Here is a 24,338-nt window from a genome sequence, read left to right as displayed (position 1 = left end):
GTATAACCGTTGCTAGTGACCTTAAACACTTAAGATGTGCAGGTACAATCGTTGGCAGGATTAACCATGACGGATTTAACCGAAACCTTGTTATGGCTAAATCGCCAAGAAAGTAAGCGTTTATCGCTTACCTAGGTGACGTTAGGTTGATGAATAAAACCGTTGCTGCAAGACCTCGGCTATTTTACTTTTGCTAAACCAGTAGAAGTGATTGTTAATACCGATGACTTAGAATATACATACCCAAAACCTTATGCCGGATCATTATCAGCAATTTAATTCGCAATGCATTACAGCATACCGCAGAAGGCCGAGTGATTATTGAGCAATCAGGCCACAGGGTCAATATCGAGAATCACTGTGACTCTACCGCATATGATGCAGATGATTTGGGCTTTGGCCTAGGTCTTGAACTCACTCAAAAGTTGATTGCTCAGTATGGATGGTATTATCACCATACAGATATGGGCAGTGGCAGAAAAGTGTCAGTGGTGTTTGGTGACCGTGATATTGGATTAGTATCTGCTTGATGATCGTCATCATGCCTAATACTGGTTAGCTTGGTGTGTGCTTATCGCGCAGCAATGAGCATTTAGCCCATAACGATAAAACGATTGAACTCTTTCATCTTAGTACAGCCATTAAGTAAGGGCTATGCTTTAGCTTTTACGTTTATTCGCTTGTTATCGCTCGTCACCGCTTGCTCGCATGATTTTATAACATCTAGCAGCCGCAAAGCGTCCTAGCCTCTAGGCTTTTAGCTCGTATAGCCTATAGGCCTTTCGCTTCGCTTTTAGCATGACATCACCCAGAAACAGGTTGTTTTCATCTTGGCCATCGGGAGTTCCCGTAGGATTTTTGCAACGAACATTTTGAAGTGACTTGGGTACGGCAGCGTTATTTAGCCCTGTTTAGGCTGGTTATCATTAATGCATTCAGCTTGTTGCTGCTTCCGTTTCTATGCCTGTTCATGGATCTTTTTTACAACAATTTATTATAATAAGATTATCATTTAATTATTTTAATATGATAATCGCATTATAACTGCAAGGCTGTTGAATTGTATGTATATGAGCATATAATTACCGGTATCTCTTTGCACGCCGAAGACAGTTTGGTTTTACGAGGTTACTTGACGATGAAATATAGAAAGCATTTATTTTCTTTGCGAATTGGTCATGCACTTAGAGAGTCCTTAAAAGATGTTCCTTACAAGGCTACTGCATTTTATAAAGATTTATTAGCAGGTTTGACCGTAGGTATTATTGCCATTCCGTTGTCGATGGCGTTGGCTATTGCCATTGGTGTTGCGCCCCAATACGGTTTATATACTGCCATTATTGCCGGTTTTATTACCCCATTTACGGGGGGGTCGCGTTATAGCGTATCGGGTCCTACCGCTGCGTTTGTGGTAATTTTATATCCTATAGTCCAACAATATGGCTTATCAGGTTTACTGCTTGCCAGTCTCTTATCTGGGCTTATTTTGATCGTTATGGCGCTGTTTCGGCTAGGACGATATATTCAATATATCCCAGAGTCCGTCACGTTAGGCTTTACCGGCGGTATTGCCGTGGTGATTGCTGTGCTGCAAGTTAAAGGGTTTTTCGGCTTAAGCATTACCGAGATGCCCGAAAGTTTTGTGGGTAAAGTTGTTGCGTTAGCACAAGCATTACCTGCATTTTCACTGCCGACATTGCTGGTGGGATTAAGCGCGTTAGGGGTGTTTATTCTATGGCCTAAGCTCAAAATCGCTGTTCCTGCCCATCTTCCTGCTGTGGTTATCGCCAGTCTGGTGGCGGCGGTATTTAACCAGCAAGGCTTTAATGTGGCCACCATAGGTTCTACTTTTAGTTTTACCTTGCCTGATGGCACCTTGGGGGCTGGCATTCCATCAATGTTGCCCGACTTTCAATGGCCTTGGCTACGCACGCAAGCAGATGAATCGTCTTTGGTGTTGAGTTGGGCAGTAGCCAAAGACCTATTGTCAGCGGCATTTGCGATTGCCATGTTAGGTGCGATTGAATCGTTACTGTGCGCCGTGGTGCTCGACGGCATGTCAGGTAAAAAGCACAGTGCCAACAGTGAATTACTTGGCCAAGGCATTGGTAACATTATCACGCCATTTTTTGGCGGTATTACCGCAACAGCCGCCATTGCACGCTCTGCCGCTAACTATAAAGCCGGCGCAGTAAGCCCGATTGCGGCCATGTGTCATGCGGTTGTGGTGTTGGTGTCTTTATTATCGTTAAGTACTATTTTGGCTTATATCCCGATGGCAGGCATGTCGGCATTGCTGATCATGGTGGCATGGAACATGAGCGAAGCCCACAAGATTGTCCACTTGGTGAAAAAAGCCCCCGCCAGCGAAGTGTTGGTGTTGATGGTGTGTTTGTCACTGACCATTTTCTTCGACATGGTGATCGCCATCAGTGCGGGGATTATTTTGGCGTCGTTATTGTTTATGAAGCAAGTGGCCGACATGACCAAGGTGAAAGACATCAGTGGACAGAAAAAGCACATACATGTTGAGTTACCCCCACGTTGGAAAGTATTTAAGATTAATGGCCCGTTATTTTTTGCGGCCGCCGACACTGTGTTTGGTGAGTTAGGGCATTTAAGCACGAGCCAAGATGGGGTGATTCTATACCTAGATGGGGTATCGATACTCGATTCCGGCGGAGTGGCAGCGCTGTACAAATTCCTCGGTAAATGTCGACATAATAACACTCGGGTATTGTTGGCCGATTTCCAATTTCAGCCACTTAAAACCTTAGCTAAAGCGGGCTTTGCACCAGATGGCGTTCATTGCGAGACCTATTCAACCTTGGCTGATGCGCTAGATGATGTGGTTAGTGAGATTGCGGTTAGTAAAATATAAGAAACGCCATACTGACGGATTAATACCAGAAGTATTGGTTGGTCAGTATGGCGCTTGCTATTTTGTCATTAGCTGACGGTGATGGTGTTTATTTGCTAGCCGGTGCCACTTCAATATACTGCCAAGCGTCTGCTATGTGCAGTCTTGCTGAAGTAACGTGCTTATTACGCTCAACATTAATGTGGTAAGTAATCACTTGCTCACCTCGAATACGACGCTTTGGTTCATCAAGTGTGACATTGATTTTATAATCAACTTGCTGTTGCCAGTAATCGACTCCCGGTTCACCAGCGGCATTGCGATAATCATTTGGCGTGGGTAGGCTCTCTTCAAGTTGACGATACACGCGCACAAATACTCCTTTGACAGTAGAAAACTGATGCCAATAAACCCAAAATGATGATTGATATCTTTTTTTTGGGGCAGTGTAACTAACTTAATAAGGTTATGCAGTGAGAAGAGGGTTATGAAGTTTTGCACCTTGCTGATGCCAATTCCCTATGGCATAAAAACGGCTAGCAGTATTAATTGAAGCTAGGCAGAAACTTTTGCAGGTTTTTGTGGCGGACTTCGCCTGAGGTTAATTCAGGTAAAATTTTGTACTTATTGATAATCTGTTGATATTCACCATTAGCTTTTAGTATATCTATGCCGTTAGCAAAGGTGATCGCATGGGCTTTATTTTGCTGACTAAAACCAACATACAAGGGCACAGGTTTTCCTATGGTGCCAGCATAGCGAAGCTGTTTACTTAAATTTAATTGACTCGCGGTGTACTCAATGACATTTCTGTTGTCGACGATTACGGAATGACGGCCTTTTACAAGGCGAATAATATTCATCGCTAATGGATCGCTACCTGAGGCAAAGTACGTATTAGCATGCGCGTTAAACCAGGCGTCAAGTGCTGCGCCATAGCCGTAACCATTCACTATCGCCGCTTGTTGAGTTTTATTCAGGTCGCTAATCTGCTTAAATGACTCATTACTGTCAACAAGAGTATAAAAGTCGTTGCTGTTATAGCCCAAAATCACATCAGCACTGAGTAATTTATTGTCGGCTATCGCGCTTGCGGTCAGTGCAAGCACTGCATCAATATTGTTTCTTTGCAGTTCAATCAATGCCCGCTTAAACGGAAGCTTTCGAAATTCAACGGCTTGACCTTGGATCTCAAAAGCGCGACGGGTTAGTTCTACAACGTATCCAGTTTGATTTTCGCAGATATACGGACACCAAATATCTGAGGCGATTCGAAGAGGCGCAGAGTGGGCATTAATACTGAAAAGAGACAGTAAAACGATAAAGTACTTTAACAAGTATTTTGCTCCATGATTTGAATGGGCGAGTATAGTAATTGTTTAAAGTGTATAGACAACCTTTTTTGATTAAAAAAGATACTAGTTTAGTTGTTCCTTAATAAACATGTCTGTTTTGTGAACAGATCCCAGAGCCCTATAACAGGTTATTAATTCTGGTTACTTTTTGATAACAACCAACCGAGATAATATTTTTATGGCGACATTAAATAGACAATTTACCCATGTGGTTGCTGAACAAACCGGCGAACCCAGTGTGATGACCATGACTCAGTCAACGCTTGCGATGCCAACCGCGGGCCAAGTGACGATTAAAGTGTATGCTGCTGGCGTTAATGGCCCAGATATCAAACAGCGCGCTGGTGCTTACCCACCTCCAGCAGATGCCAGCCCTATTCTTGGTTTAGAAGTGGCGGGTGAAATTGTTGCTGTAGCCGACGATGTCACTCAGTGGCGAGTAGGCGATAAAGTGTGTGCATTAGTGCCCGGTGGCGGCTATGGCGAGTTAGTCAATACTTACGCAGCTCATTGCTTACCTATTCCCACCGGTTACAGTTACGTACAAGCTGCTGCTCTGCCAGAAACCTTTTTTACTGTTTGGGGTAACTTATTTATTCGCGGCGGGCTTAAAGCAGGTGAAACCGTGCTTATTCATGGTGGTTCTGGCGGAATTGGTACTACTGCGATTCAAATGGCGAGTTGTCTAGGCGCGACCGTTTTTGCTACCTCGGGCAGTGCAGAAAAATGCCAATATTGTCTTGAGCAAGGCGCCAGTGTGGCGATTAATTATAACCAGCAGCATTTTGTTGAACCCATCTTAGAGGCGACGGGTGGCCAAGGGGTTAATGTGATTATGGACATTGCCGGTGGCGACTTTATTAATGAGAACTTAAAAGCCATCGCAGTAGACGGGCGCATGGTATCGGTATCAATGGAGCGTGGTGCACAGGCCAACGTGGATATTTTCCGCATTATGGCGAAGCGGGTAGTGTGGACAGGTTCAACCCTTCGACCACAAAGTGTGGCTAATAAAGCCCAAATTGCACAAGGCTTGGCTCAATATGTATGGCCATTATTGAATAACGGTGAAATGAGTATCCCTGTCGACAGCGTATTTGCTTTTTCACAGGTGGTTGAGGCGCACCAGCGAATGGAGTCTGGGCAACATAAAGGCAAAATAGTGTTAGCTCTGCAAGCGCAAGCTGGTTAAGTCATGCACAGAGTAGCGATTGGGTCTTAATCAGCGATATATTTTGATAAAAAACTTGAAGCTTGGTTTTTTTAAGCTAAAGTCGTGATGACATAGTGATTGGCCTGAAAGTGGTTAATCACTTTTTTGGGACGTTTATTTGGTGAGAAAAATGACAGTAAAGTGTAAAAAACTGACTACAACCGACATTTTTATGCGATTACGCGAAAATTCATCGTTTTAGGCATTGATTATCAGAAATATTCTGGTTAAATACCCACACAAATACAGAACAGATAATCGTGGCGCAGTATGAAGATGTTATCTTCAATAATCCTGCATCATTTTTAGAATATGTGTTGATTAAGGGCGTTAGCATATATGTATAACACGGCAAAAAAACAAGTTTGGTTTGGTGAATTAAGAACATCGAAAGGTAACACTATCGTCGTTCATGATAACCAATTGCCAGAAGCGTCTCCAGGACGCATCTACTTATACAATACAATTCGAAACACAATTGTTGAGTATGTAGAAGACATCGTTAAAGTTAATTTATATGACTTGGATGATGAACAAACAAAAGTCGCTATCGCTGAGTTAAATGAAGCTTGGAAAGCGGAGCGTGCTGAGTTTATGTTAAAACATCAATCACGTATCGATTTGTCAAAAGTACCTGATACTGCGCCTTCTCGTAAGGCTAAACCTGTACCAGAGCCAGATGAAATTGTTGACACAGATGATGACATCCCAGAATTAGATGACGATGATGATGACGATAGCTTTGATGAAATGGGGGATAGCGTAGACGATTAAACAAGCAGATAACTTTAAGTCTCCGACTCAAGATGTTTCTGTGGTTAATCTTATCATCCTATTTTTTATTTGTTATAGATGACTAACGGCATAAAGAATAATCCATTCTTTATGCCGTTTATTCTTTGTCGAAACTGTCGACAATTATCGCCCCCATGGATGCGGGCATCGCAATCAAAATAATCCGTTTTAATGCTAAAATGGGATCGTCCCATAAGGGCAATTTATTTAATGCCAATAGCACAATACCCACCACTAATAACGTCAATATATACGCCGCTATCACCCGCAAAAAAAAGGCTCCTCTGCGCTTAACAATATTTGCCTGAAATACACTTTGGTAAGCAAACAGAGTAATAAATGCTAGCGATAACACCACCACCAGAACCAAATTTAATGTCGGTAAGCTTGCCGATAAACGCCATGCTTCTTCAGAAAATGCTATCGGCACCGACAAGGCAAAAGCGCCCACGGCAATTTGGCCAATATCTTCGGCGTTAAATGTCGTCTTTCCCGGCGGATTACTCGGCATCGAACTGGTATCGAGTTATGTGGTGATACACTTGGCCAGGTGTTATCCACACATCGCCAGGTAAGTCGGGTTGATTAGGTGAATCAGGTAGCATTTGCGGTTCAATACACACAGCTTGATGGTCGTTCAATATTCGCTGTTTTTTGCCAATAGTGCCTTGTAAAAAGTTAGCGCCATACACTTGTACCCCAGGTTGATTGGTATAAACCGTCATGCTACGACCGCTATTGGGACTGGCTAAACAGCCAAAACGTTGCAAGTCTGCCCCTGGGTTATCTAACACATAGCAATGATCAAACCCCTTGGTAGCGGCTAATGCAGCGCGCTCCGTTTGTACCGACATTGGCGTAGGTACAGCCATGTCTAAGTCGCTGCCCGCAGTCGCTTGCATTGACGTTGGTATGCCAACATCGTTCATGGTGAGGTAGGTTTTCGCATCCACTTGCAAGGTATGTTGTTGGTTGGTGTCGCTGCGATTGCCGTCTAAATTAAAGTAGCTGTGTTGGGTTAAACTGATTGGACAGGCTTTATCGGTGCTGGCGAGCATTTCAACGTACAAGTTGTTAGCCACCAAACGGTAATCGATTTGCACAGTACAATTGCCCGGAAATCCCATGTCGCCGTCTGGGCTTTTTAAGGTTAAGCGCATGCCATCACTTAATGCCCCAAGCTGCCACAACTTGCGATTGAAGCCCTCAATGCCGCCATGTAAACAATTACTCGCTTGGTTAACGCTAAGATGATACTCGTTACCATTATATTGCGTTTTGCCATTGGCAATACGATTGCTGTAACGTCCTGCAATGGCGCCTAAATAGGCTTGTTGGACTAAATAGTCTTCGACACTGTCGCAACCTAAGACAATATTCTTACGCTCACCACTGCGATCGGGGGTCCATAATGATCGAATAATGCCACCTAAACTTAATACTTCAAGTGCGATGATGCCATTATCAATTATAACTCGTTCAATCTCACCACCACGGGGATCTTGCCAAGGTTCCAGCACACTAAAACGTACCATTTATGCCTCTCTGATCTAGATACATTACCGATTAACCGATGCGTCCTGCACCGCCACTGGCGGAACATAAGTATATAGTTGCTTCGATACCGGTTTGCTTAAGGTATTGGTTTTCAACCACATTAATCACCTTATCGGTGAGGTCGTGATTGACCAAGGCTAATACACAACCATCGCTCATACGCACACCGCCTCGCTCACCGATAAGTGTTGCAACCATAGTGACTAAGGTGTCTATCTCGACAGTGATAATATCAAAGTCATCACGCATTGATGCTTGAGACTGAGCCATTAACTGACTAAAACGAGGGATGTTATTCTGTTGCAATGCTCTGGCGGCATTACTGGTGCGTTGGTTTTCAGTGATGATATGGCGCGCTCGACGAAATTGCTCATTACTTAGCACATCTTTATTTTGGGTCAGTTGGCTTAGTGATAAATCTCGCAGTGAGTCGAGGCCAAGCAACGCGGTGATCTGGTTGCATTCTTGTTTGCGTTGTTCAAATTGCTGGGTAAACCCATGGCGGTCTTGTTTTAAATCAATCACGATCAAGCTTAACTCTTCTGGCAATAAAACCGCTTCGCTTTCTAATTCTAAACAATCAATTAATAAGGCGTGATCGGGTTGTGCCATCGCGCTGATAATTTGGTCCATCATGCCGCAATTTATCTGCATAAATTGGCTTTGGCCGCGCTGAGCCAATTGGGCAATAGCTAAAGGTGACAAGTGTAATTGGCTGGCATAACTGATGGCCGTACCGAAAGCGATTTCAAGTGCTGCCGACGACGATAAACCTGCTCCGAGTGGCACGTCACCCACTATGGCTAAGTCTAAGCCATTTGCGCGTAAACCCGATTGGTTCATGGCTGCTGTCACGCCTTTGAGGTAATGACACCAATCATCACCTGCCGCAACTGCACCTTCTTCACCAAAGTGCCATTGTTTGATTTGTCCTGGAAAAGCTGTGGTCACGGCGCGAAATAAATTATCATCGCGATGTTTTACTGCAATCACAGTGTGAAAGTTAATTGCTGCAGGTAGTACGAGTCCTTCGTTATAGTCGGTATGCTCGCCCATAATATTCACTCGCCCAGGGGCTTGGTATAAGTCGTCAGGCTTGGTACCAAATGTTTGAACAAATAATTTAGTCGCGCGTTGAGCAGGGTTTGACATACTTCAAAAAATCCAACAAAAGGGTGACAAAAAAAGTCTTATTAATGAGTTATAGCATGACTTTACTGTGTATGTAACGGAGATTTTTAATCCGCAGCAATACGCGGCAATAAACAAAAACGCCTAGAAAGTTATCTAGGCGTCGGTAAGTTAACCTCAACTCGGTATAAGAAATGGGATAATTCGATAAAAACCGGTTTATTATCCCGAGCTGAGGCGACTGTTCGTTTTATTATCACGACTCGGAAGAGACTTCATCGGTCACTGCCCGTGTTGGCTGAAGACTATTCTTCGTCAATGAGTCTGGGGTGATTTCTGGCGGAGAGTCGAGTAACTCTTTGATCACATGATCAACAAAACCGGCACCCGCCGCTTCATACAAGTTATATACAGTGTGCACACCTGAATCTTTCAACGATTCAGCATCTTCAGCGTACTGTACAATGGCACTGATTTTTCCTTGGTAGTTTAATTTTTGCAGTTGTTGTACCGCAAATAAATTACCTACGTGATTAGGCATCGCCAACAAGACTAATTCTAAATCTGGCGCCCGCTCGAGCTTCTCCCAAAAATCAGTATCGCCAGCGTCACCTTGGACGACATTACGGTTTTGGCTACGATGAAAATCAACCAATTCTTGTTTATGCTCAATCCCTAAAATTTCGCCGGTATATTTTGAATGCAGTTCATCATAAGCACCGCAACCAATTCGTCCCATACCTAAGATTAAGAAGCGCGGATTACCGATGCGGATTTGACGATCTTCAGGGTGTAATGGGTGACGTTCTAGCTTCATCAGCTTGGCTTGATAGCGCAAGTAAATTTTTGCGACGCTGCTATTCAAGGGCGCTGCAAATAAGAAACTGATGCTTAACGCGACCGCGATAATGATCAGCCATTCTGGCGGTAACCAGCCTTTATGCGCCGCAACAGCGGCGACAATTAACCCAAATTCACTGTAGTTACCTAAGTTAAATGAGGCTAATAATGAGGTGCGCGAGCGCAGTTTAAAGCGGGTGAGCAAGTAGATAAACATCAAAATCTTAACCGGGATCAACAGCACTAAAATACTGGCTAAGCCGATATCAGCTAATGTTGGTAATCCGTTTAAGCCAATGGTTAAGAAAAAGGCGATTAAAAATATTTCTTTAAAGTAATAAATCGATTTGGCTAATTCCGATGATTTAGCATGCCCTGCTAATAAAATACCCACAATAAGCGCGCCTAAATCAGGTTTTAGCCCCACGGCTTCAAATAACCATGCACCCACCACTAATGCCATCACCAGGCCAAACAATACCAGCATTTCACCGTGGCCGACGCGATCAAACACTTTATAAATAAGCGGCCTTGCTAACGGCAACAAGAGTAAAGCAAAAGCCCAAACAGACGGAATATCACCTTTAGAAATGGTTAAAAATATCACGGCGAAGATGTCTTCCATAATCAAGATACCAATCGCCACGCGGCCATAAAGCGACTGCATATCACCGCTATCTTCAAGCACTTTTACGGCAAACACGGTACTGGAAAAACTTAATGCAAACGAAATCAACATCAGTTGATTAAAGCTAAATCCGTCCAGCTGCTCGATGCCTAAAAAGCCCAATAACTTGAGCATGGGCACAAAAAATAAGAGCGAACCAATTAAATGTAAGCTTGAGCCTGCCCATACTTCGGCTTTAAAAAGGCTCTTAAGATCAAGTTTAAGGCCAATGGAAAATAGCAGTAAGGTGACACCTAAGTCAGCCAATTGCTGCAAAATAGGTAAGCTAGTGTCTTTAATGCCTAAGGTGAACAATACAAAACCAGCAGCAAGATAACCAATGAGTGGTGGTAAACCTACTCGGCTGACAAGCATGCCGCACAATAGGGTTATGATCAGGATTGCGGGTTCCATAAAGCGCCTTAAATAAACAATAAAAACGTATTGTATAAGAAAAAGGTTAACTTTCGATGACTTTCGTTGCTTAAATGCAAAAACAGCATCTTTAGTGACTAAAGATACTGTTTTACATTGTTTTTTACGGAATGATTTTACGAACTCGTTTTACGCTATAAGATCACTGATTGAGTGAATTTCATTAACGTACTTAATTTAGCGCATTAACTTATGCGCTAAATGAGTCGGTTAATTTACTTTGCTAACAGTAAATCTAAGTGAGCGGCAAAGTCTTTCGGGCCCATAAAGCCGGTAACGCGTAAGTCTTTACGTTGTTCGCCATCGCTATTAAACATTAACAAGGTGGGTAAACCTAATACGCCATAATGTTCTAAAAGAGTAATATCAATATCATCGCTGGCGGTCACGTCGGCTTGCAATAACACCATTTGACTCATGCGCGCTGCAACCTCGGCATTTTTAAAGGTAATGGCTTCAAATTCTTTACAGGCCACACACCAGTCGGCATATAAATCTAACATCACTGTTTTACCGCTAATACTGGCTTTATCCAATTCAAGTTCTAAGTCTTCCAGCGACTTAATATGGATAAAGTGATTGGCTTCGGTGTTGGCTTTGCCATCTATACCGGTTTGGGTCATATTTGAGGATTGATGACCAAAGCTGGTCATTAATGCTTGGAAGCCATAGGAGAAACTTGCCATCAAAGCCAGCAATAACAACACCCCACGAGTGCTTTGTTTCCAGTTAAATGCTGACAACCTGTTTTGATGCATTAAGTAAGCGATTAAGCTTATTGCCCATACTGACCAAAGTAAATCGGACACTAAACCAGGCCAAATACGGCCAATCATCACAATCGATACTGAAATCAGTAAGAAGCCAAAGACGGTTTTAATGATGTCCATCCAAGCCCCTGCGCGCGGTAAGATTTTACCACCCGAAGTGCCAATAATTAATAACGGTACTCCCATCCCCATGCTCAATACATACAGGGCTAAAAAGCCTTGCAGTAAGTCGCCAGACTGCGCCACGTAAATGAGCACCCCAGATAATGGCGCTGTGGTACAAGGCGAAGCGACTAAACCAGAAATCACTCCCATCATAAACACACCAATGAGGTTGCCACCTTTTTGGTTGTTCGACATCGAGTTCATTTTTTGTTGCCATTTTGATGGCAGTTTTAAATCGTACATGCCAAACATCGACAAGCTCAGCAATACAAACATCACCGCTAAGAAAATCAAAATGGCCGGGTGTTGTAAGGCCGCTTGAAACTTAAGTCCGGCAGAGGCCACCACTAACCCGAGTAAGGAATAGGTAATCGCCATCCCTTGCACATAGGCCATTGATAGGGTGAAGGCTTTGGCTGTAGACAGCTTCTTGCCTTGACCAACAATAATGCCAGACAAAATAGGGTACATTGGGAATACACAAGGCGTTAATGCTAAGCCTATTCCCAAACCAAAGAAAATCACTAAGGTCCATAATAGACTGTCGTTTTGTAGTCTTTGGTTTAAGGTGTCTTGTTGGGTAATCGGTGCGGCTGGGGCATCGGTCGCCGTTGATGATTGTGCTTCATCAGGTGCGCCAATCACTTTTTTGCTGGTTAACTTGCCATCATTAGCCTCAATAGCGGATAAGGTAACATCGTGTTTGGTGGGTGGATAACACAAGGTCCCTTCAGCACAACCCATAAAGGTGACATGAAATACCGCATCGGCTTGCGCTTCTTTAAAAGCAATCGGGATTTCAACAAACGAGTAAAACACCTCTTGGTCGCCAAAGTATTCGTCATGATGGTTTTTGCCATGGGGTAATGCAATATCACCAATCACCGCACCGTCGACGGAAAACTGTAGCTTGTCGCGGTATAAATAATAGCCTTCGGCGATCACAAAATTGATTTTGAGTTGATTACCTTGTTGTTGGTAATCAAACACAAAAGCATCGTTCACCTTCATTAATTCTGGTTCACTGCTTAAAAAACTGAATTTACTACTCAAGACATCAGCACTGTGTGCTGCTGGCGCGAGTATGATTGATGACATCATTAACAATGATGTGAGGCATATTGCGACGATTTTTTTCATGATGGTGAGTTGTCTTTTATCCATTGTAAATAAGGGCCAAAACCAACGATAATCGGAGTGGCAATGAATTCTGGTACTTCATAAGGATGCATTTGGATCACGAGTTGTTCAATTGCATGATAATCAGTTGCCATGCATTTTATCTGCATCGGCACTTCATTTGACTGACAAATGTTATTGTCCCAGTGATATATTGACTCAACGGCTTGGCCTATTTGTACACAAGCCGCTAATTGGGCCGCTACTAATGCAGTCGCAATACGTGAAGCGATTTCAACATCGGGACAAGTGGTTAAAATAAGTAGCTGTTCGGGTTTATACATAAGTTGTCTTAAAGTTTACTTAAGTTAATGCTGTTATCATGCTAAAAGTCATCACAGTACGCTTTTTTAAACGCATTTTCATTAAACTGAGGTGATATTCGTGACCTGTCTTGAAATCAGACCTGCTCACCCCCATTTAAGTTTCATCGGCAACAGTTATTTTATCGGTCGCCACTCTATCAAAAAGCGATCATTAGAGGCCAATATGTTTTTTATTTTATTGTTAATATTTGTTTTAATACCGGTTATAGAGCTCAATGTGATCATTGAAGTTGCCAGTTCGATTGGCTCGTGGCCCACGGTTGGTTTGGTGCTCTTTACTGCCGTAGTCGGGGTGTCGTTGGTGCGTAGCCAAGGTTTAAGCACCCTAATGTCAGTGCAACAAAAGTTAGCTCGAGGCGAAGCGCCTGGGCAAGAAATTGTCGAAGGCATGATGCTAGCTGCCGCAGGGGTATTATTACTGATCCCCGGCTTTGTGACCGATTTTATCGGCTTAATTTTATTAACACCGTTAACCCGTGCACCCATTGCGGCATTTTTTTACAAGCGCATGCAATTACGCGTAGTGGCTAATGGTGGTTTTAAATCAGGTTTTGGCGGTGGACAAAGTCCTTTTGGGCCATCGGGTCCATTTGCGGGGCAAAAACCATCTGATCAACCCGGCAACACCTTCGACGGTGATTTTGAACATAGAAATGAGCAACCTCGTAGCCATCAAATTGAGCATGACGATGTTGATGACAACCTTAATGAAGACAAGCATCAAAACAGTCATAAAGATAACCATGACGACAAGCGTGACGACATTATTGATGTTGAGCCCGTTAACCCTAAAGATGACAACAAACCGACGTAGTGTTACCCAGCAATTCAATGTCCATTGAGTCTTACGTTGAGGTCATTAGGTTTAGATCATTATTGTTAAAATAGTCGCTTTGGGGTTCAATTTTTAGAGCGTGTTCGATTGGGTGTGGCGTTTACGCCCTAATGAAAGAAACAGCGAAACAGCCGAGAGATGTATTATTCGGCTGTTTTTGTGTCTGTTTGTAGCTGAAGTTGTTTATCCTGCTGAGCACCAAACCAAAATGCACTAATGATACTCAAGCCCCAATTGGCCAAAAATACCCAGGTTAACGCCGACATGCTTGAGCTGCCGGTGTCGAGCGCGACCTCTGATACTGCAGCATAAATTGAGGCTAAATCGTTGCCGATATTGCCCGCTAAAATTTGCTCTGCAATGACTTGTGCTCGACTGATCATCTGGTCCATAAGCACCATAATGCAGACCACACTGATACTGATAAACCCCCAGCCCTGTAATTTTTTACCTAACCAGAGTTGACCACTGCCAGGGCAAATAATGCCAGAGAGCATGGCGGCATAAATGGATTTTTTCATCATAGCTTAATTGTATTTTCGATTAATATACTGCTATTAATCCTCTGACAGCGATTAAAAAGCAAGTTTGGTCGGCATCATTAACACAGTTTAATATTCGCCAAGGTGAGTTGCTGAGTCTTTTGCATCAACTTGTTTGTCGGCTGCGTCAGCGTCAGTTGGCTCGGATTTGTCGGGACAAGGTACAGCATGCTTAATGTTGTCTGGCTCGCTAATTTTAGTCGCCAAATAATAACAAGCTAAGCCCATAAGCGTATTGGTAATGGGCAGTGCCAGTAAAATACCTTTTACCCCACCAACATAAGATCCTAAAACCGCTAGCGGTAACATCAATAACATTAACCGACACAAGTTAATCACCAGTGAACTCAACGGCCTATGGTAAGCGTTTAAGCTAGTGGCAAAAATAATCACAATACCCAGAGGCCCATAAGCGACAGGTAACACTAGGATATAAAAACTCAGCCACTCGATAACAAGCGGGTCGTGAGTAAACAATCCAGCAATAAAATCAGCATTAAAATACAGTGGAATATACAGCAATGTTTGAAATACAAACACGAATTGCAACGACATCAATAAGGCTTTTTTAGCGCGTTCAGGCTGGCCAGCACCTAAATTTTGCGCAATAAAGGGCATTAAACTCGACGACAGCGCCATCACCACAATTAGCGACACCGACTCAAGGCGAATACCTGCGCCAAACGCTGCAACGCCGGTATTATCAATCCGGGCTAACATCGCCATGATAATGCCGTTAGTAATAGGGTTAATCACATTCATTAATGCCGCTGGGCGAGCAATATGAGCTAATACCTTCCAATGCAAAATTAATCGACCAACATCAAAGCGAGCAAACTTGACCAGTTTACGCTTAACAATAATCAGGTAGCCCGACAACGACATTGCCATCACCCAGGAAAGCGTTGTCGCAATGGCTGCGCCTTGTATTTCTAATCGAGGAAAAGGGCCAATGCCAAAGATAAGTAGCGGGTCGAGTACTAAGTTTACAATGGCGGCGAGCATCATAATTTTAGCCGGTGAGCGGGTATCACCCGTGGCACGTAATCCCTGATTACCCACCATCACTAACACTAATGCAGGGGCACCTAAATACCAGTACCACATGTAGTCATGTATTAATGGCAAACTGGCACTATTGGCACCCAGTAAACTAAAAGTAGGTTCAATCAAGACACAACCGAGTATCGATAACCCCCAAATAATAACTAAGGTCATGCACAAGGTGTCATATAAAAACACTCTAGACTCGGGCGCATGCCCAGAACCAATCAAGCGCCCCAGATTGGTCGACACGCCAGCACCAATGCCGATACCGATACTCGAAATGACCAAGGTTACCGGGAAGGTAAAACTCACCGCCGCCAGTGCTTCAGTGCCCAACTTACTGATAAAAAAGATGTCTACCAGACTGCCACCGAGAATGGTCATAATGCCAATCAGGTTAGGCAAGGTCATGATAAGCAGAACACGACCAATTGGGGCTGTGAGCAACCCATGTCTGTCTTTCATCTATTCTCGGTCTTAATATTTCAAAGGAACAGAATTCTATCAGGATTAGTGCAGCATTAATAAATCAGACTTAAAAAAGTAGAGTTTTTTTTTTAAGTCCCCTTGGATCTGTGATCAATCACCCCCATATCACATGCATTAAGGGGGAAACCCTTATTTGTTAGTCAATAGCCTCGTTTTCTGGGCATCACATCATTAGGAGAGTTCATAGATGAATATTCGTCCATTACATGACCGCGTTATCGTTAAACGTTTAGAAGTTGAATCAAAATCAGCCGGCGGTATTGTGCTTACAGGCAGCGCAGCTGAGAAATCAACTCGTGGTGAAATCCTTGCTGTAGGCAACGGTCGCATCTTAGAAAACGGTTCAGTTACTCCGCTTGACGTTAAAGTGGGCGACGTTGTGATCTTCAATGAAGGTTATGGCGTCAAGAAAGAAAAAATTGACGGAGAAGAAGTCTTAATCCTGTCAGAAGCTGACCTGATGGCAGTAGTAGGCTAAGCCTCTTGCATCAACTCGACTTTCCAGTTAATCAACAAATTTAAAGGAACATCAAAAATGGCAGCAAAAGAAGTCTTATTTGGTAACGACGCACGCGTAAAAATGCTTGCGGGCGTTAACATCCTAGCCAACGCAGTTAAAGTGACTTTAGGCCCTAAAGGTCGTAACGTTGTTTTAGATAAAAGCTTTGGTTCGCCAATGATCACCAAAGACGGTGTGTCAGTTGCGAGAGAAATCGAACTGACAGACAAGTTCGAAAACATGGGCGCACAAATGGTTAAAGAAGTTGCTTCTAAATCAAATGATGCAGCCGGTGACGGTACTACTACTGCAACAGTATTAGCTCAAGCTATTGTTGTTGAAGGCTTAAAAGCAGTTGCAGCGGGTATGAACCCAATGGACCTTAAGCGTGGTATCGACAAAGCAGTTATCGCAGCCGTTGCTGAGCTTAAATTACTTTCTCAAGAATGTTCTGACACTAAAGCGATTGCCCAAGTCGGTACTATCTCTGCTAACTCTGATGAGTCAATCGGCGAAATCATTGCAACAGCAATGGAAAAAGTCGGTAAAGAAGGCGTTATCACCGTTGAAGAAGGCCAAGCGCTTGAAAACGAATTAGACGTTGTTGAAGGTATGCAGTTTGATCGCGGTTACCTATCACCATACTTCATCAACAAGCCAGAAACTGGCAGCATTGAATTAGACAGCCCATTCATTTTATTAGTAGACAAAAAAGTGTCTAATATCCGTGAATTATTACCTATCCTTGAAGGTCTAGCTAAAACAGGTAAGCCATTGCTTATCGTTGCAGAAGACGTTGAAGGCGAAGCATTAGCAACATTGGTTGTCAACAACATGCGTGGCATCGTTAAAGTGGCTGCAGTTAAAGCTCCTGGTTTTGGTGACCGTCGTAAAGCCATGCTTCAAGATGTCGCCATCTTAACTGGCGGTACTGTTATCGCTGAAGAAATCGGCCTAGAACTTGAAAAAGCGACACTAGAAGATTTAGGTACTGCTAAGCGCGTTATCATTACTAAAGATAACACCACCATCATCGATGGTAACGGCGACCAAGTGCAGATTTCAGCTCGCGTTTCGCAAATCAAACAACAAGTTGAAGAGTCAACATCAGACTACGACAAAGAAAAGCTACAAGAGCGTATGGCTAAGTTAGCTGGCGGTGTTGCAGTCATTAAAGTTGGCGCAGCAACTGAAGTTGAAATGAAAGAGAAAAAAGCCCGCGTTGAAGATGCATTAAATGCTACTCGCGCAGCGGTTGAAGAAGGTGTGGTAGCCGGTGGTGGTGTAGCCCTTGTTCGCGTTGCAAGCCTGATTAAAGATATTGACGTGCTTAACGAAGACCAAAAGCACGGTGTGCTTATTGCGCTACGTGCGATGGAAGCGCCTTTACGTCAAATCGCGACTAACGCAGGTCAAGAAGCATCAGTTGTGGCTAACACTGTTAAAAACGGTGAAGGTAACTTCGGTTACAACGCAGGTAACGACACTTACGGCGACATGTTAGAAATGGGTATCCTTGACCCAACTAAAGTGACCCGTAGTGCATTACAGTTCGCCGCGTCTATCGCGGGCTTAATGATCACGACTGAAGCGATGATCGCTGAAATACCACAAGATTCTGCGCCAGATATGGGCGGAATGGGCGGTATGGGCGGAATGGGCGGCATGATGTAGTAGATTTTAAATCTATTAGCCTAGCTCTAACCATTTAAACGAAAGCCTGAATAGCAATATTCAGGCTTTTTTATTGGTTTTTAAAGGTTTGTTATAAGCCTTGGGTTCAAATGGTGAATGAAACGCTACCCTTAATACAAAGTAGTGTAGCCATGATTGGAAGGCTTCGGAATAAATATAGTACTCAGCAGAAAGTGAGAATTTTTTAGCTGAACCATTAAGGCAGTGTTTGTTGGTCATTTCTACTTTTTATATCCCCTTCAAAACAAACACATTGCAAAAATCACCTAGAAAGGCAACCTTGCTCCAATCTTGATACATGCAATAAATTAAATTTAGAAATATATAAAAAAACTGTAAGGATTTTTACTGAATGACTACTTAGTAAAAGAATCACAAAATAATAGGGTATTATAATGAACCAAGTATTAAATAAGATTAAACAAAGTAAGTTGTCTCAACGCATCTTAAAAGTAGGATTAGTTTATGTTGTTTTGGAGATAACAATTGCAATTGCTGCTGTTTTCTATGTCGCACAAGAGGCCATAACCTAAGGCGAATAAACCTTAGTCTCTTGTACCTACCTCTAGATCTTCATTCAAGAAATGATAGTTATTAGACAATAATGGCTAGTGGAGTGCCACTTGATAATTAAATATGAATAAAGATAAATTGCTTGAGACGTTTTGGCCGCGCCTTTCACGAATAGCTTCAACTTATGAAGCTATTCCCCAATTACAGCAGGAGCTTGTACAAGAAATGGCGATGGCAATATGGCAGTCTTTAAATAGTTTTCGTGGTGATAGTTCAGTCGAAACATTCATGTATAAAATTTCGCATAATGTTGGAGTTGGTCATATAAAAAAGCAGGTGAAACAGGTAAAAACAACAAGTGAAGATTATAATATTCCTGTTACTTCTTCCTTAGAGCAAGGGATCTCAAATGATCAACAGTTAACACGATTGATGAACGCCATTTGGCAGTTACCTTTACTCCAACGACAAATAATTACTTTATATCTTGATGGTGTAAAACAGCAGGATATCGCGGAGATCGTCGGGATGAGTGAAAATAATATAGCGGTCAAAATCACTAGGACAAAAAAATCTTTAGCACAATTAATATCTAATGATTAGCTATCAATTTATATACGGGAGTAGAAATTATGAACGATGATTTCGATATAGAGTCTTTGTCAACAGTTTGGCAGGCCCAAAATACCCCAAGCAAATTCACAAAAGAGCAAATAAAAAAACGGCTCATTAAAAAGCGATTAGGTTTGTTCGCAGTAACAACCGTTGAATTGGGTATTCTATTAGCGGTGGCTTGGTTTTTAATGATAGCATTTAGCCAGTCTTGGGCTATTCATTTAAAAATAGGGCTTATCTTTGCGCTGTTCATCGGTGTATTCACCTTCATATTAATGTCGAAAAGCCGATTCAAAGGTTACCAAATGATCAAAAACTCGACAAGTGAATGGATTGAATTTGAAGAACGTATGAGTCTCGAAGTGCTACAGCGAGGAAAGTATACTAAATACCTTATCGCTGTTTTTGCTGGGGCGGTCACGACTTCTTTTACTTACGAGTATTTCTATATGGAAAGTCCGATAAGTGATCTCGTTTGGCGTTATTTATTTGGCATCATTTGGTTGACGTTTGTATGGCTTTTTAATATCAAACAAATCAAAAAGCACAACGAGTTTTTATCTAAATTAAAATAAAATCAATAATTTGTAAGGTTTTTTCAAAATACTCCACTGTTAGGTTGAACTTAAATTTAAGTTAATACGTGGAGTTTTTATGAACATTTCAAGAATTATTACGACAGCAGTTTGCCTATGCTCTTCATACACAGCATTTGCCAATCAAACACCGAATAACCCTGTACAATCATTTAGTAATGCCAATATTGTTGATGTGAACAAAGGCGAAATTCTCGAAAACCGTTTTTTAGTGATTAATGGTGACACTATTGAGTATGTTGGCCAAGAGTTGCCCAAGCAATATTCACAACTTGAACCTATTGATGCTCAGGGGCAATACCTTCTTCCTGGGCTTATTGACACCCACGCTCATATTTCACTAGGCGAAGTGACCTTTAAAAAAACACGTGGAAAGCTTGCTATCAATGCAAATAGTAGTGATGCGTTATCTGAATGGAATGCAAAGGAGCTTCTGCGTTGGGGTATCACCTTCATTAGAAACCCAGGTGGTAGTAGTGAGCATAACCTTCGATACAAACGCGACGTAGCTACTGGTAATACTATTGGGCCTGGGGTAATAATTGCTGGTGAAATTATTAATCAAGGAGCCTTTGAAGGTTTAACCGTTGATATAAATAAAAACATGTCACTGCACGCGGCAATTGAACAACAAAAGGCTGCGGGTATAGATATTATTAAGCTTTATGCTGGTTTAACTGAGCAGCAGATTCAAGATGCTATAGTAATTGGTCATAAACTCGATATGCAGGTTATTGGTCATCTCGAAGAAGTGAGTTGGACGGATGCTGCAAACTGGCAAATAGACGGGATAGTTCATGCTATGCCTGTTTCATCTAAATTGCTCAGTAAAGAAGCAAAAGAGGAATATCAGAAAAATAGTCGTCCTGGACCTTTCGCTCATTTTGAGTGGTATGAGCATTCTGACTTAAACTCAAAACCAATGCTCGAACTATATCAAGCTTTACGTGAGAACAAAGTTCATGTTGATCCGACATTAATCGCGTTTAAAAATAGTTTTTACGGTGATAGTCAACAAGTTGTTGCGCACCCAAACCTTAAATACGTTCACCCAGAATTACTCAATAATTGGCAATCGTTTTTCACTTTTAACATCGGCTGGAAAGAACAAGATTTTAGCCGCGCTAAAAAAGTGTGGCCAAAGGTATTAAGTTTTGTGAATCGTTTACACAAAGAGGGTGTACCGCTCACCATCGGCACAGACTTAGGTAACCCTTGGGTGATCCCAGGCTTTAGTGTACATCAGGAAATGCAAATATTTGCAGATGCTGGTATTCCTAATAGTGAGATCCTAAGAATGGCAACGATCAATGCTGCCAAACAACTGAATATCTCTGATCAACACGGCTCTATCGAGCAAGGTAAAATCGCTAATATCGTATTCCTCAAAAATAACCCATTAGAAAATATTGCTAATACAAAAACAATTACTCAAGTTTTTCTCGCTGGCAACTTGATTAACGGAAAATTAAATCATTCAGAACCGGTATTAACAACGAAGGAGTAAGCGAATGTTTAATTTAAAGAAAATACATAATTTAGTGATCGTTGCTTATTATGTACCCTACTGACCAGTATTACTATAAATGCCAATGAAGCTAATAGTGAATTGTATGCGAATGACTGGAAAAGTCCTGAAGCTATTATAGATGCGATGTATAACACGATATCTGCGGGCCCAAATCAAAAACGAAATTGGTGCCGCTTTATAGACTTGTTTTTTGACAATGCAGAGATGTTGATTGCAATGCAATCTTCACAATTTTCGGGGATTATCGCTGCTGATATTGAAGGCATTATCGCTCAGACCGAATCGGCTTATGGCAAAACAGGGTTTCATGAATTAGAAACTTCAAAGGAGGTTGTTCAGTACGGCAACATGGCTAATGTATACAGTAGCTTTGATGTGAAGTTAAAAACGACCGATGAAAAACCATTGATGAAAGGACTAAACCACTTTCAATTATTATTTGATGGTGACAGATGGTGGATAATTTCTAATACCAGTATTATAGATAACAAAATTACAAGGGCTCGCAGGTATTACAAAAATACTAAGGCAAATATAAATTGTCGTATGGGCCTGGATTTTCTCTTTTCATAGGTTTTAATGAGGGCTAGTCAGATCATCTGCCAATCTGGTTTAAGGCTTCTATGTCCGTTATGATAGCGATGCAGACAATGAGTCGTAACAATTTTAGACTCTGTGTTGGAATAGTGGTGAATCACGATTGAATTTTCAACAAACATTTTATTTTGTTGTTTTCAACTACTTAACTAGGTTGCTTGATTGGTCGGGGTATAATTTGGGGTATCCCACTTTGTGGATTTTATTTTTTATCTAAATATCAGTTACTTAAGTTGTAGGTGGGCGGTATGATGTAATCTAGCTTGTCTAAATCGGTGATAACTGCGTTGCTTCACCACTCGTTTATGAGAAACTAAACGTCGTGGTAAAGCGCCTTGTTCTAACCCGATTTATCCTGCGCTATATTGCTTGTCGTTCTAAAGCCTAGAAGCTTAGAGCTAAACTTCTTGTAAAAGAAAAGAGAAAGCCTCGATACTTAACTATATCGGGGCTTTTTGTTATTGGTTATTTGGGGATTTAAGGATATTTTTACTCTGACTCTGACGAATCCCCACAAAAAGAACTGAATAAATAAAGAGATAGGTAAAAAAGAAAGGAACATTCATGGCATTTGGTGATCAAATTTATCGCCAAACAAATATTACCACGAGTAAATACCATGAATGCTAAACATGTTTTATCAAAATGCCTCTCACTTGTCACCCCATTAATGCACAAAACACTTCGTACTAGTTTGTTTGCTGCCATTGAAAGCTCAATGAATGGTGGTCCACTTTCTATCACGGGACTCGGCCGTAACATAACGAATAAAGCGAAGGAAAAACATAAGATTAAGCGTGTAGATAGGCTTTGTAGTAATGCTAATCTTCATCGTGAAATCGAGTGTGTCTATACCCGCATGACACATTTGTTAGTGGGTAAAATGAAGCAGCCAATCATTCATATCGATTGGTCAGATCTTGATGACCGTAAGCAGCATTTTCTCATTCGAGCATCTCTTGCCGCTCGAGGACGTTCACTGACACTTTATGAAGAAATACATCCACTAAACAAAAAAGAGAAGCCTAAACCCCATTTACTCTTCCTGACTCAACTTAAGGCTATGCTACCCAATGACTGCAAGCCTATTATCGTTACTGACGCAGGTTTTCGGATCCCTTGGTTTAAGCAAATATTGTCGCTTAACTGGGATTACGTAGGTCGATTTAGAAACCGAACACACTGCAAAAAATGCCTTGTGGATGACTGGTATCCCGTTAAGCAACTCTATGTTCAAGCAAGTGCTAGGGCCAAAAGTCTCGGCGTTTACTTGTTAGGTGAGAAAGTGTCTTTTAAATCACGCTTAGTTATTTTTAAGCGCAACGCAAAAGGTCGAAAAGATAAAGTGGCCACAGGTGACAAAGCTAGACGGAGTAAACAGTCACGAACAAGTGCCGAGCGAGAAAAAGAGCCGTGGTTACTGGCAACATCGCTATGCAGTAGAAGAGATGCTGCTAAAAGAGTCGTTAAAATTTATGCGACGAGGATGCAGATAGAAAAGAGTTTTAGAGATGTTAAAACAGGGTTGAAAATGAATGATAGCGGAACAAGGATTCACCGTAAATTAGGCGTACTCCTGCTCATAGCTTGCTTATCACAATTTATACTTTACCTGCTTGGTTTGGCAGTAAAATCAGCTGATAAGCACAGGCAATATCAAGCTAACTCAATAAAGCATCGCAACGTGCTCTCAAACCAATTTATAGGATTAAGGGCCTACAAAGATAAGTCTTTGAGGCTACTGAAGTCTCACTGGCTAGCAGGAATTAATAAATTTAGTGGCACATTTAGTGGGGTCAGAGTAAACTTTCTGCCCCACGATATTGTCTATGCCATTTCCACGACGAAATTCAGTTATTACTTCCGCGTAATCTTATCCAGATATCCCATGGCAAAGGCCGTTAAAACAAAAGTGATGTGGATGAGCAGATACCACATGATCTTGTCGTTAGCGATATTTTCGGCATTCATAAATACTTTAAGAATTTAGTGAAGAATTTAGTGGGGTCAGAGTCTGACGAATCCCCACAAAAGAATGAATAAAAATAATGAGATAGGTTAAAAACTAAGGAACATTCATGACATT

General features: G+C 42.0%; 21 protein-coding genes and 3 pseudogenes. 13 read left to right on the top strand and 11 right to left on the bottom strand.

The genetic code is table 11. The features are described 5' to 3' along the window. Window positions 1-314: 314 nt before the first annotated feature. Window positions 315-530 (top strand): hypothetical protein, encoded by a 216-nt coding sequence (locus tag AAEY93_RS01690; RefSeq protein WP_335687134.1) that lies wholly within the window; start codon window positions 315-317, stop codon window positions 528-530. Between the two features lie 608 nt (window positions 531-1,138). Then, entirely contained in the window at window positions 1,139-2,881 is a 1,743-nt protein-coding gene (gene dauA, locus AAEY93_RS01685; protein WP_351074615.1) for a C4-dicarboxylic acid transporter DauA, read from the top strand. A gap of 175 nt (window positions 2,882-3,056) precedes the next feature. Here the strand turns inward: dauA and AAEY93_RS01680 are convergent. Next, window positions 3,057-3,245 (bottom strand): annotated as a pseudogene (locus tag AAEY93_RS01680) (hypothetical protein); the annotation flags it as partial. A gap of 160 nt (window positions 3,246-3,405) precedes the next feature. Beyond that, complete coding sequence (locus tag AAEY93_RS01675) at window positions 3,406-4,197, bottom strand: substrate-binding periplasmic protein (protein ID WP_164839432.1); 792 nt, start codon at window positions 4,195-4,197, stop codon at window positions 3,406-3,408. Window positions 4,198-4,393: 196 nt separating this feature from the next. Here AAEY93_RS01675 and AAEY93_RS01670 point away from each other — a divergent pair, with 196 nt between their 5' ends. After that, complete coding sequence (locus tag AAEY93_RS01670; protein WP_351074722.1) at window positions 4,394-5,407, top strand: NAD(P)H-quinone oxidoreductase; 1,014 nt, start codon at window positions 4,394-4,396, stop codon at window positions 5,405-5,407. A gap of 360 nt (window positions 5,408-5,767) precedes the next feature. Next, window positions 5,768-6,202, top strand: a complete 435-nt coding sequence (locus AAEY93_RS01665) for a hypothetical protein (protein WP_124012641.1) — start codon at window positions 5,768-5,770, stop codon at window positions 6,200-6,202. A gap of 118 nt (window positions 6,203-6,320) precedes the next feature. Here the strand turns inward: AAEY93_RS01665 and AAEY93_RS01660 are convergent, their stop codons facing one another. From AAEY93_RS01660 to cutA, 6 genes are all read right to left on the bottom strand, one after another. Then, entirely contained in the window at window positions 6,321-6,734 is a 414-nt protein-coding gene (locus AAEY93_RS01660; protein ID WP_101033880.1) for a DUF2391 family protein, read from the bottom strand. Further along, a complete protein-coding gene (locus AAEY93_RS01655; RefSeq protein ID WP_351074612.1) occupies window positions 6,724-7,758 on the bottom strand; it encodes an aldose epimerase family protein in 1,035 nt (344 codons plus the stop codon). The genes AAEY93_RS01660 and AAEY93_RS01655 overlap by 11 nt, the downstream gene beginning before the upstream one ends. Window positions 7,759-7,789: 31 nt before the next feature. Continuing rightward, on the bottom strand, window positions 7,790-8,932 hold the full coding sequence (gene galK / locus AAEY93_RS01650) for a galactokinase (RefSeq protein WP_351074610.1): 1,143 nt from the start codon (window positions 8,930-8,932) through the stop codon (window positions 7,790-7,792). A gap of 235 nt (window positions 8,933-9,167) precedes the next feature. Beyond that, complete coding sequence (locus AAEY93_RS01645) at window positions 9,168-10,832, bottom strand: cation:proton antiporter domain-containing protein (protein WP_124012638.1); 1,665 nt, start codon at window positions 10,830-10,832, stop codon at window positions 9,168-9,170. 236 nt (window positions 10,833-11,068) lie between these two features. Further along, window positions 11,069-12,928 (bottom strand): protein-disulfide reductase DsbD, encoded by a 1,860-nt coding sequence (locus AAEY93_RS01640; protein ID WP_124012637.1) that lies wholly within the window; start codon window positions 12,926-12,928, stop codon window positions 11,069-11,071. Continuing rightward, entirely contained in the window at window positions 12,925-13,251 is a 327-nt protein-coding gene (gene cutA, locus AAEY93_RS01635; protein ID WP_101033885.1) for a divalent-cation tolerance protein CutA, read from the bottom strand. The genes AAEY93_RS01640 and cutA overlap by 4 nt, the downstream gene beginning before the upstream one ends. A 205-nt stretch (window positions 13,252-13,456) precedes the next feature. Between cutA and AAEY93_RS01630 the strand changes: the two genes are divergently transcribed. After that, complete coding sequence (locus tag AAEY93_RS01630) at window positions 13,457-14,107, top strand: FxsA family protein (protein WP_351074720.1); 651 nt, start codon at window positions 13,457-13,459, stop codon at window positions 14,105-14,107. Window positions 14,108-14,271: 164 nt separating this feature from the next. On the opposite strand, the gene AAEY93_RS01625 is transcribed toward AAEY93_RS01630, so the two are convergent. Further along, window positions 14,272-14,652, bottom strand: a complete 381-nt coding sequence (locus tag AAEY93_RS01625; protein ID WP_233768610.1) for a hypothetical protein — start codon at window positions 14,650-14,652, stop codon at window positions 14,272-14,274. 87 nt (window positions 14,653-14,739) lie between these two features. Next, window positions 14,740-16,182, bottom strand: coding sequence for an MATE family efflux transporter (locus tag AAEY93_RS01620; protein ID WP_351074606.1), 1,443 nt, complete (start codon window positions 16,180-16,182; stop codon window positions 14,740-14,742). Window positions 16,183-16,393: 211 nt separating this feature from the next. Between AAEY93_RS01620 and AAEY93_RS01615 the strand changes: the two genes are divergently transcribed. The 8 genes and pseudogenes from AAEY93_RS01615 to AAEY93_RS01580 all read left to right on the top strand — a co-directional run. Then, window positions 16,394-16,684, top strand: a complete 291-nt coding sequence (locus AAEY93_RS01615; RefSeq protein ID WP_101033888.1) for a co-chaperone GroES — start codon at window positions 16,394-16,396, stop codon at window positions 16,682-16,684. 57 nt (window positions 16,685-16,741) lie between these two features. Further along, window positions 16,742-18,379, top strand: coding sequence for a chaperonin GroEL (gene groL, locus AAEY93_RS01610; RefSeq protein ID WP_351074604.1), 1,638 nt, complete (start codon window positions 16,742-16,744; stop codon window positions 18,377-18,379). A gap of 416 nt (window positions 18,380-18,795) precedes the next feature. After that, the gene (locus AAEY93_RS01605; protein ID WP_351074602.1) at window positions 18,796-18,933 is read left to right on the top strand and encodes a hypothetical protein; all 138 of its coding nucleotides are present in this window, start codon (window positions 18,796-18,798) and stop codon (window positions 18,931-18,933) included. Window positions 18,934-19,036: 103 nt separating this feature from the next. Next, window positions 19,037-19,516 (top strand): RNA polymerase sigma factor, encoded by a 480-nt coding sequence (locus AAEY93_RS01600; RefSeq protein ID WP_351074600.1) that lies wholly within the window; start codon window positions 19,037-19,039, stop codon window positions 19,514-19,516. Window positions 19,517-19,545: 29 nt separating this feature from the next. After that, on the top strand, window positions 19,546-20,103 hold the full coding sequence (locus AAEY93_RS01595) for a hypothetical protein (RefSeq protein WP_351074598.1): 558 nt from the start codon (window positions 19,546-19,548) through the stop codon (window positions 20,101-20,103). 79 nt (window positions 20,104-20,182) lie between these two features. Continuing rightward, complete coding sequence (locus tag AAEY93_RS01590) at window positions 20,183-21,631, top strand: amidohydrolase family protein (protein WP_351074596.1); 1,449 nt, start codon at window positions 20,183-20,185, stop codon at window positions 21,629-21,631. A gap of 102 nt (window positions 21,632-21,733) precedes the next feature. Beyond that, the gene (locus AAEY93_RS01585) at window positions 21,734-22,228 is read left to right on the top strand and encodes a hypothetical protein (protein ID WP_351074594.1); all 495 of its coding nucleotides are present in this window, start codon (window positions 21,734-21,736) and stop codon (window positions 22,226-22,228) included. A 643-nt stretch (window positions 22,229-22,871) separates the two neighbouring features. After that, window positions 22,872-24,020, top strand: a pseudogene (locus AAEY93_RS01580) (IS4 family transposase); the annotation flags it as partial. A gap of 89 nt (window positions 24,021-24,109) precedes the next feature. On the opposite strand, the pseudogene AAEY93_RS21255 reads toward AAEY93_RS01580, so the two are convergent. After that, a pseudogene (locus AAEY93_RS21255) lies at window positions 24,110-24,238 on the bottom strand (TIGR00645 family protein); the annotation flags it as partial. Between the last annotated feature and the right edge of the window lie 100 nt (window positions 24,239-24,338).

The sequence above is a fragment of the Shewanella sp. CAL98-MNA-CIBAN-0140 genome (assembly GCF_040309905.1).
Classification (GTDB): Bacteria; Pseudomonadota; Gammaproteobacteria; order Enterobacterales; family Shewanellaceae; genus Shewanella; species Shewanella psychromarinicola.
The sequence above is the reverse complement of the archived record's forward strand: the minus strand, read 5'-3'. Positions and strand labels throughout refer to the sequence as shown.

Coding starts and splice junctions, on each gene's coding strand:
- dauA (WP_351074615.1), top strand. CDS start 1,139: ATGAAATATAGAAAGCATTTATTTTCTTTGCGAATTGGTCATGCACTT.
- AAEY93_RS01670 (WP_351074722.1), top strand. CDS start 4,394: ATGGCGACATTAAATAGACAATTTACCCATGTGGTTGCTGAACAAACC.
- AAEY93_RS01665 (WP_124012641.1), top strand. CDS start 5,768: ATGTATAACACGGCAAAAAAACAAGTTTGGTTTGGTGAATTAAGAACA.
- AAEY93_RS01660 (WP_101033880.1), bottom strand. CDS start 6,734: ATGCCGAGTAATCCGCCGGGAAAGACGACATTTAACGCCGAAGATATT.
- AAEY93_RS01655 (WP_351074612.1), bottom strand. CDS start 7,758: ATGGTACGTTTTAGTGTGCTGGAACCTTGGCAAGATCCCCGTGGTGGT.
- galK (WP_351074610.1), bottom strand. CDS start 8,932: ATGTCAAACCCTGCTCAACGCGCGACTAAATTATTTGTTCAAACATTT.
- AAEY93_RS01645 (WP_124012638.1), bottom strand. CDS start 10,832: ATGGAACCCGCAATCCTGATCATAACCCTATTGTGCGGCATGCTTGTC.
- AAEY93_RS01640 (WP_124012637.1), bottom strand. CDS start 12,928: ATGAAAAAAATCGTCGCAATATGCCTCACATCATTGTTAATGATGTCA.
- cutA (WP_101033885.1), bottom strand. CDS start 13,251: ATGTATAAACCCGAACAGCTACTTATTTTAACCACTTGTCCCGATGTT.
- AAEY93_RS01630 (WP_351074720.1), top strand. CDS start 13,457: ATGTTTTTTATTTTATTGTTAATATTTGTTTTAATACCGGTTATAGAG.
- AAEY93_RS01625 (WP_233768610.1), bottom strand. CDS start 14,652: ATGATGAAAAAATCCATTTATGCCGCCATGCTCTCTGGCATTATTTGC.
- AAEY93_RS01620 (WP_351074606.1), bottom strand. CDS start 16,182: ATGAAAGACAGACATGGGTTGCTCACAGCCCCAATTGGTCGTGTTCTG.
- AAEY93_RS01615 (WP_101033888.1), top strand. CDS start 16,394: ATGAATATTCGTCCATTACATGACCGCGTTATCGTTAAACGTTTAGAA.
- groL (WP_351074604.1), top strand. CDS start 16,742: ATGGCAGCAAAAGAAGTCTTATTTGGTAACGACGCACGCGTAAAAATG.
- AAEY93_RS01605 (WP_351074602.1), top strand. CDS start 18,796: ATGAACCAAGTATTAAATAAGATTAAACAAAGTAAGTTGTCTCAACGC.
- AAEY93_RS01600 (WP_351074600.1), top strand. CDS start 19,037: ATGAATAAAGATAAATTGCTTGAGACGTTTTGGCCGCGCCTTTCACGA.
- AAEY93_RS01595 (WP_351074598.1), top strand. CDS start 19,546: ATGAACGATGATTTCGATATAGAGTCTTTGTCAACAGTTTGGCAGGCC.
- AAEY93_RS01590 (WP_351074596.1), top strand. CDS start 20,183: ATGAACATTTCAAGAATTATTACGACAGCAGTTTGCCTATGCTCTTCA.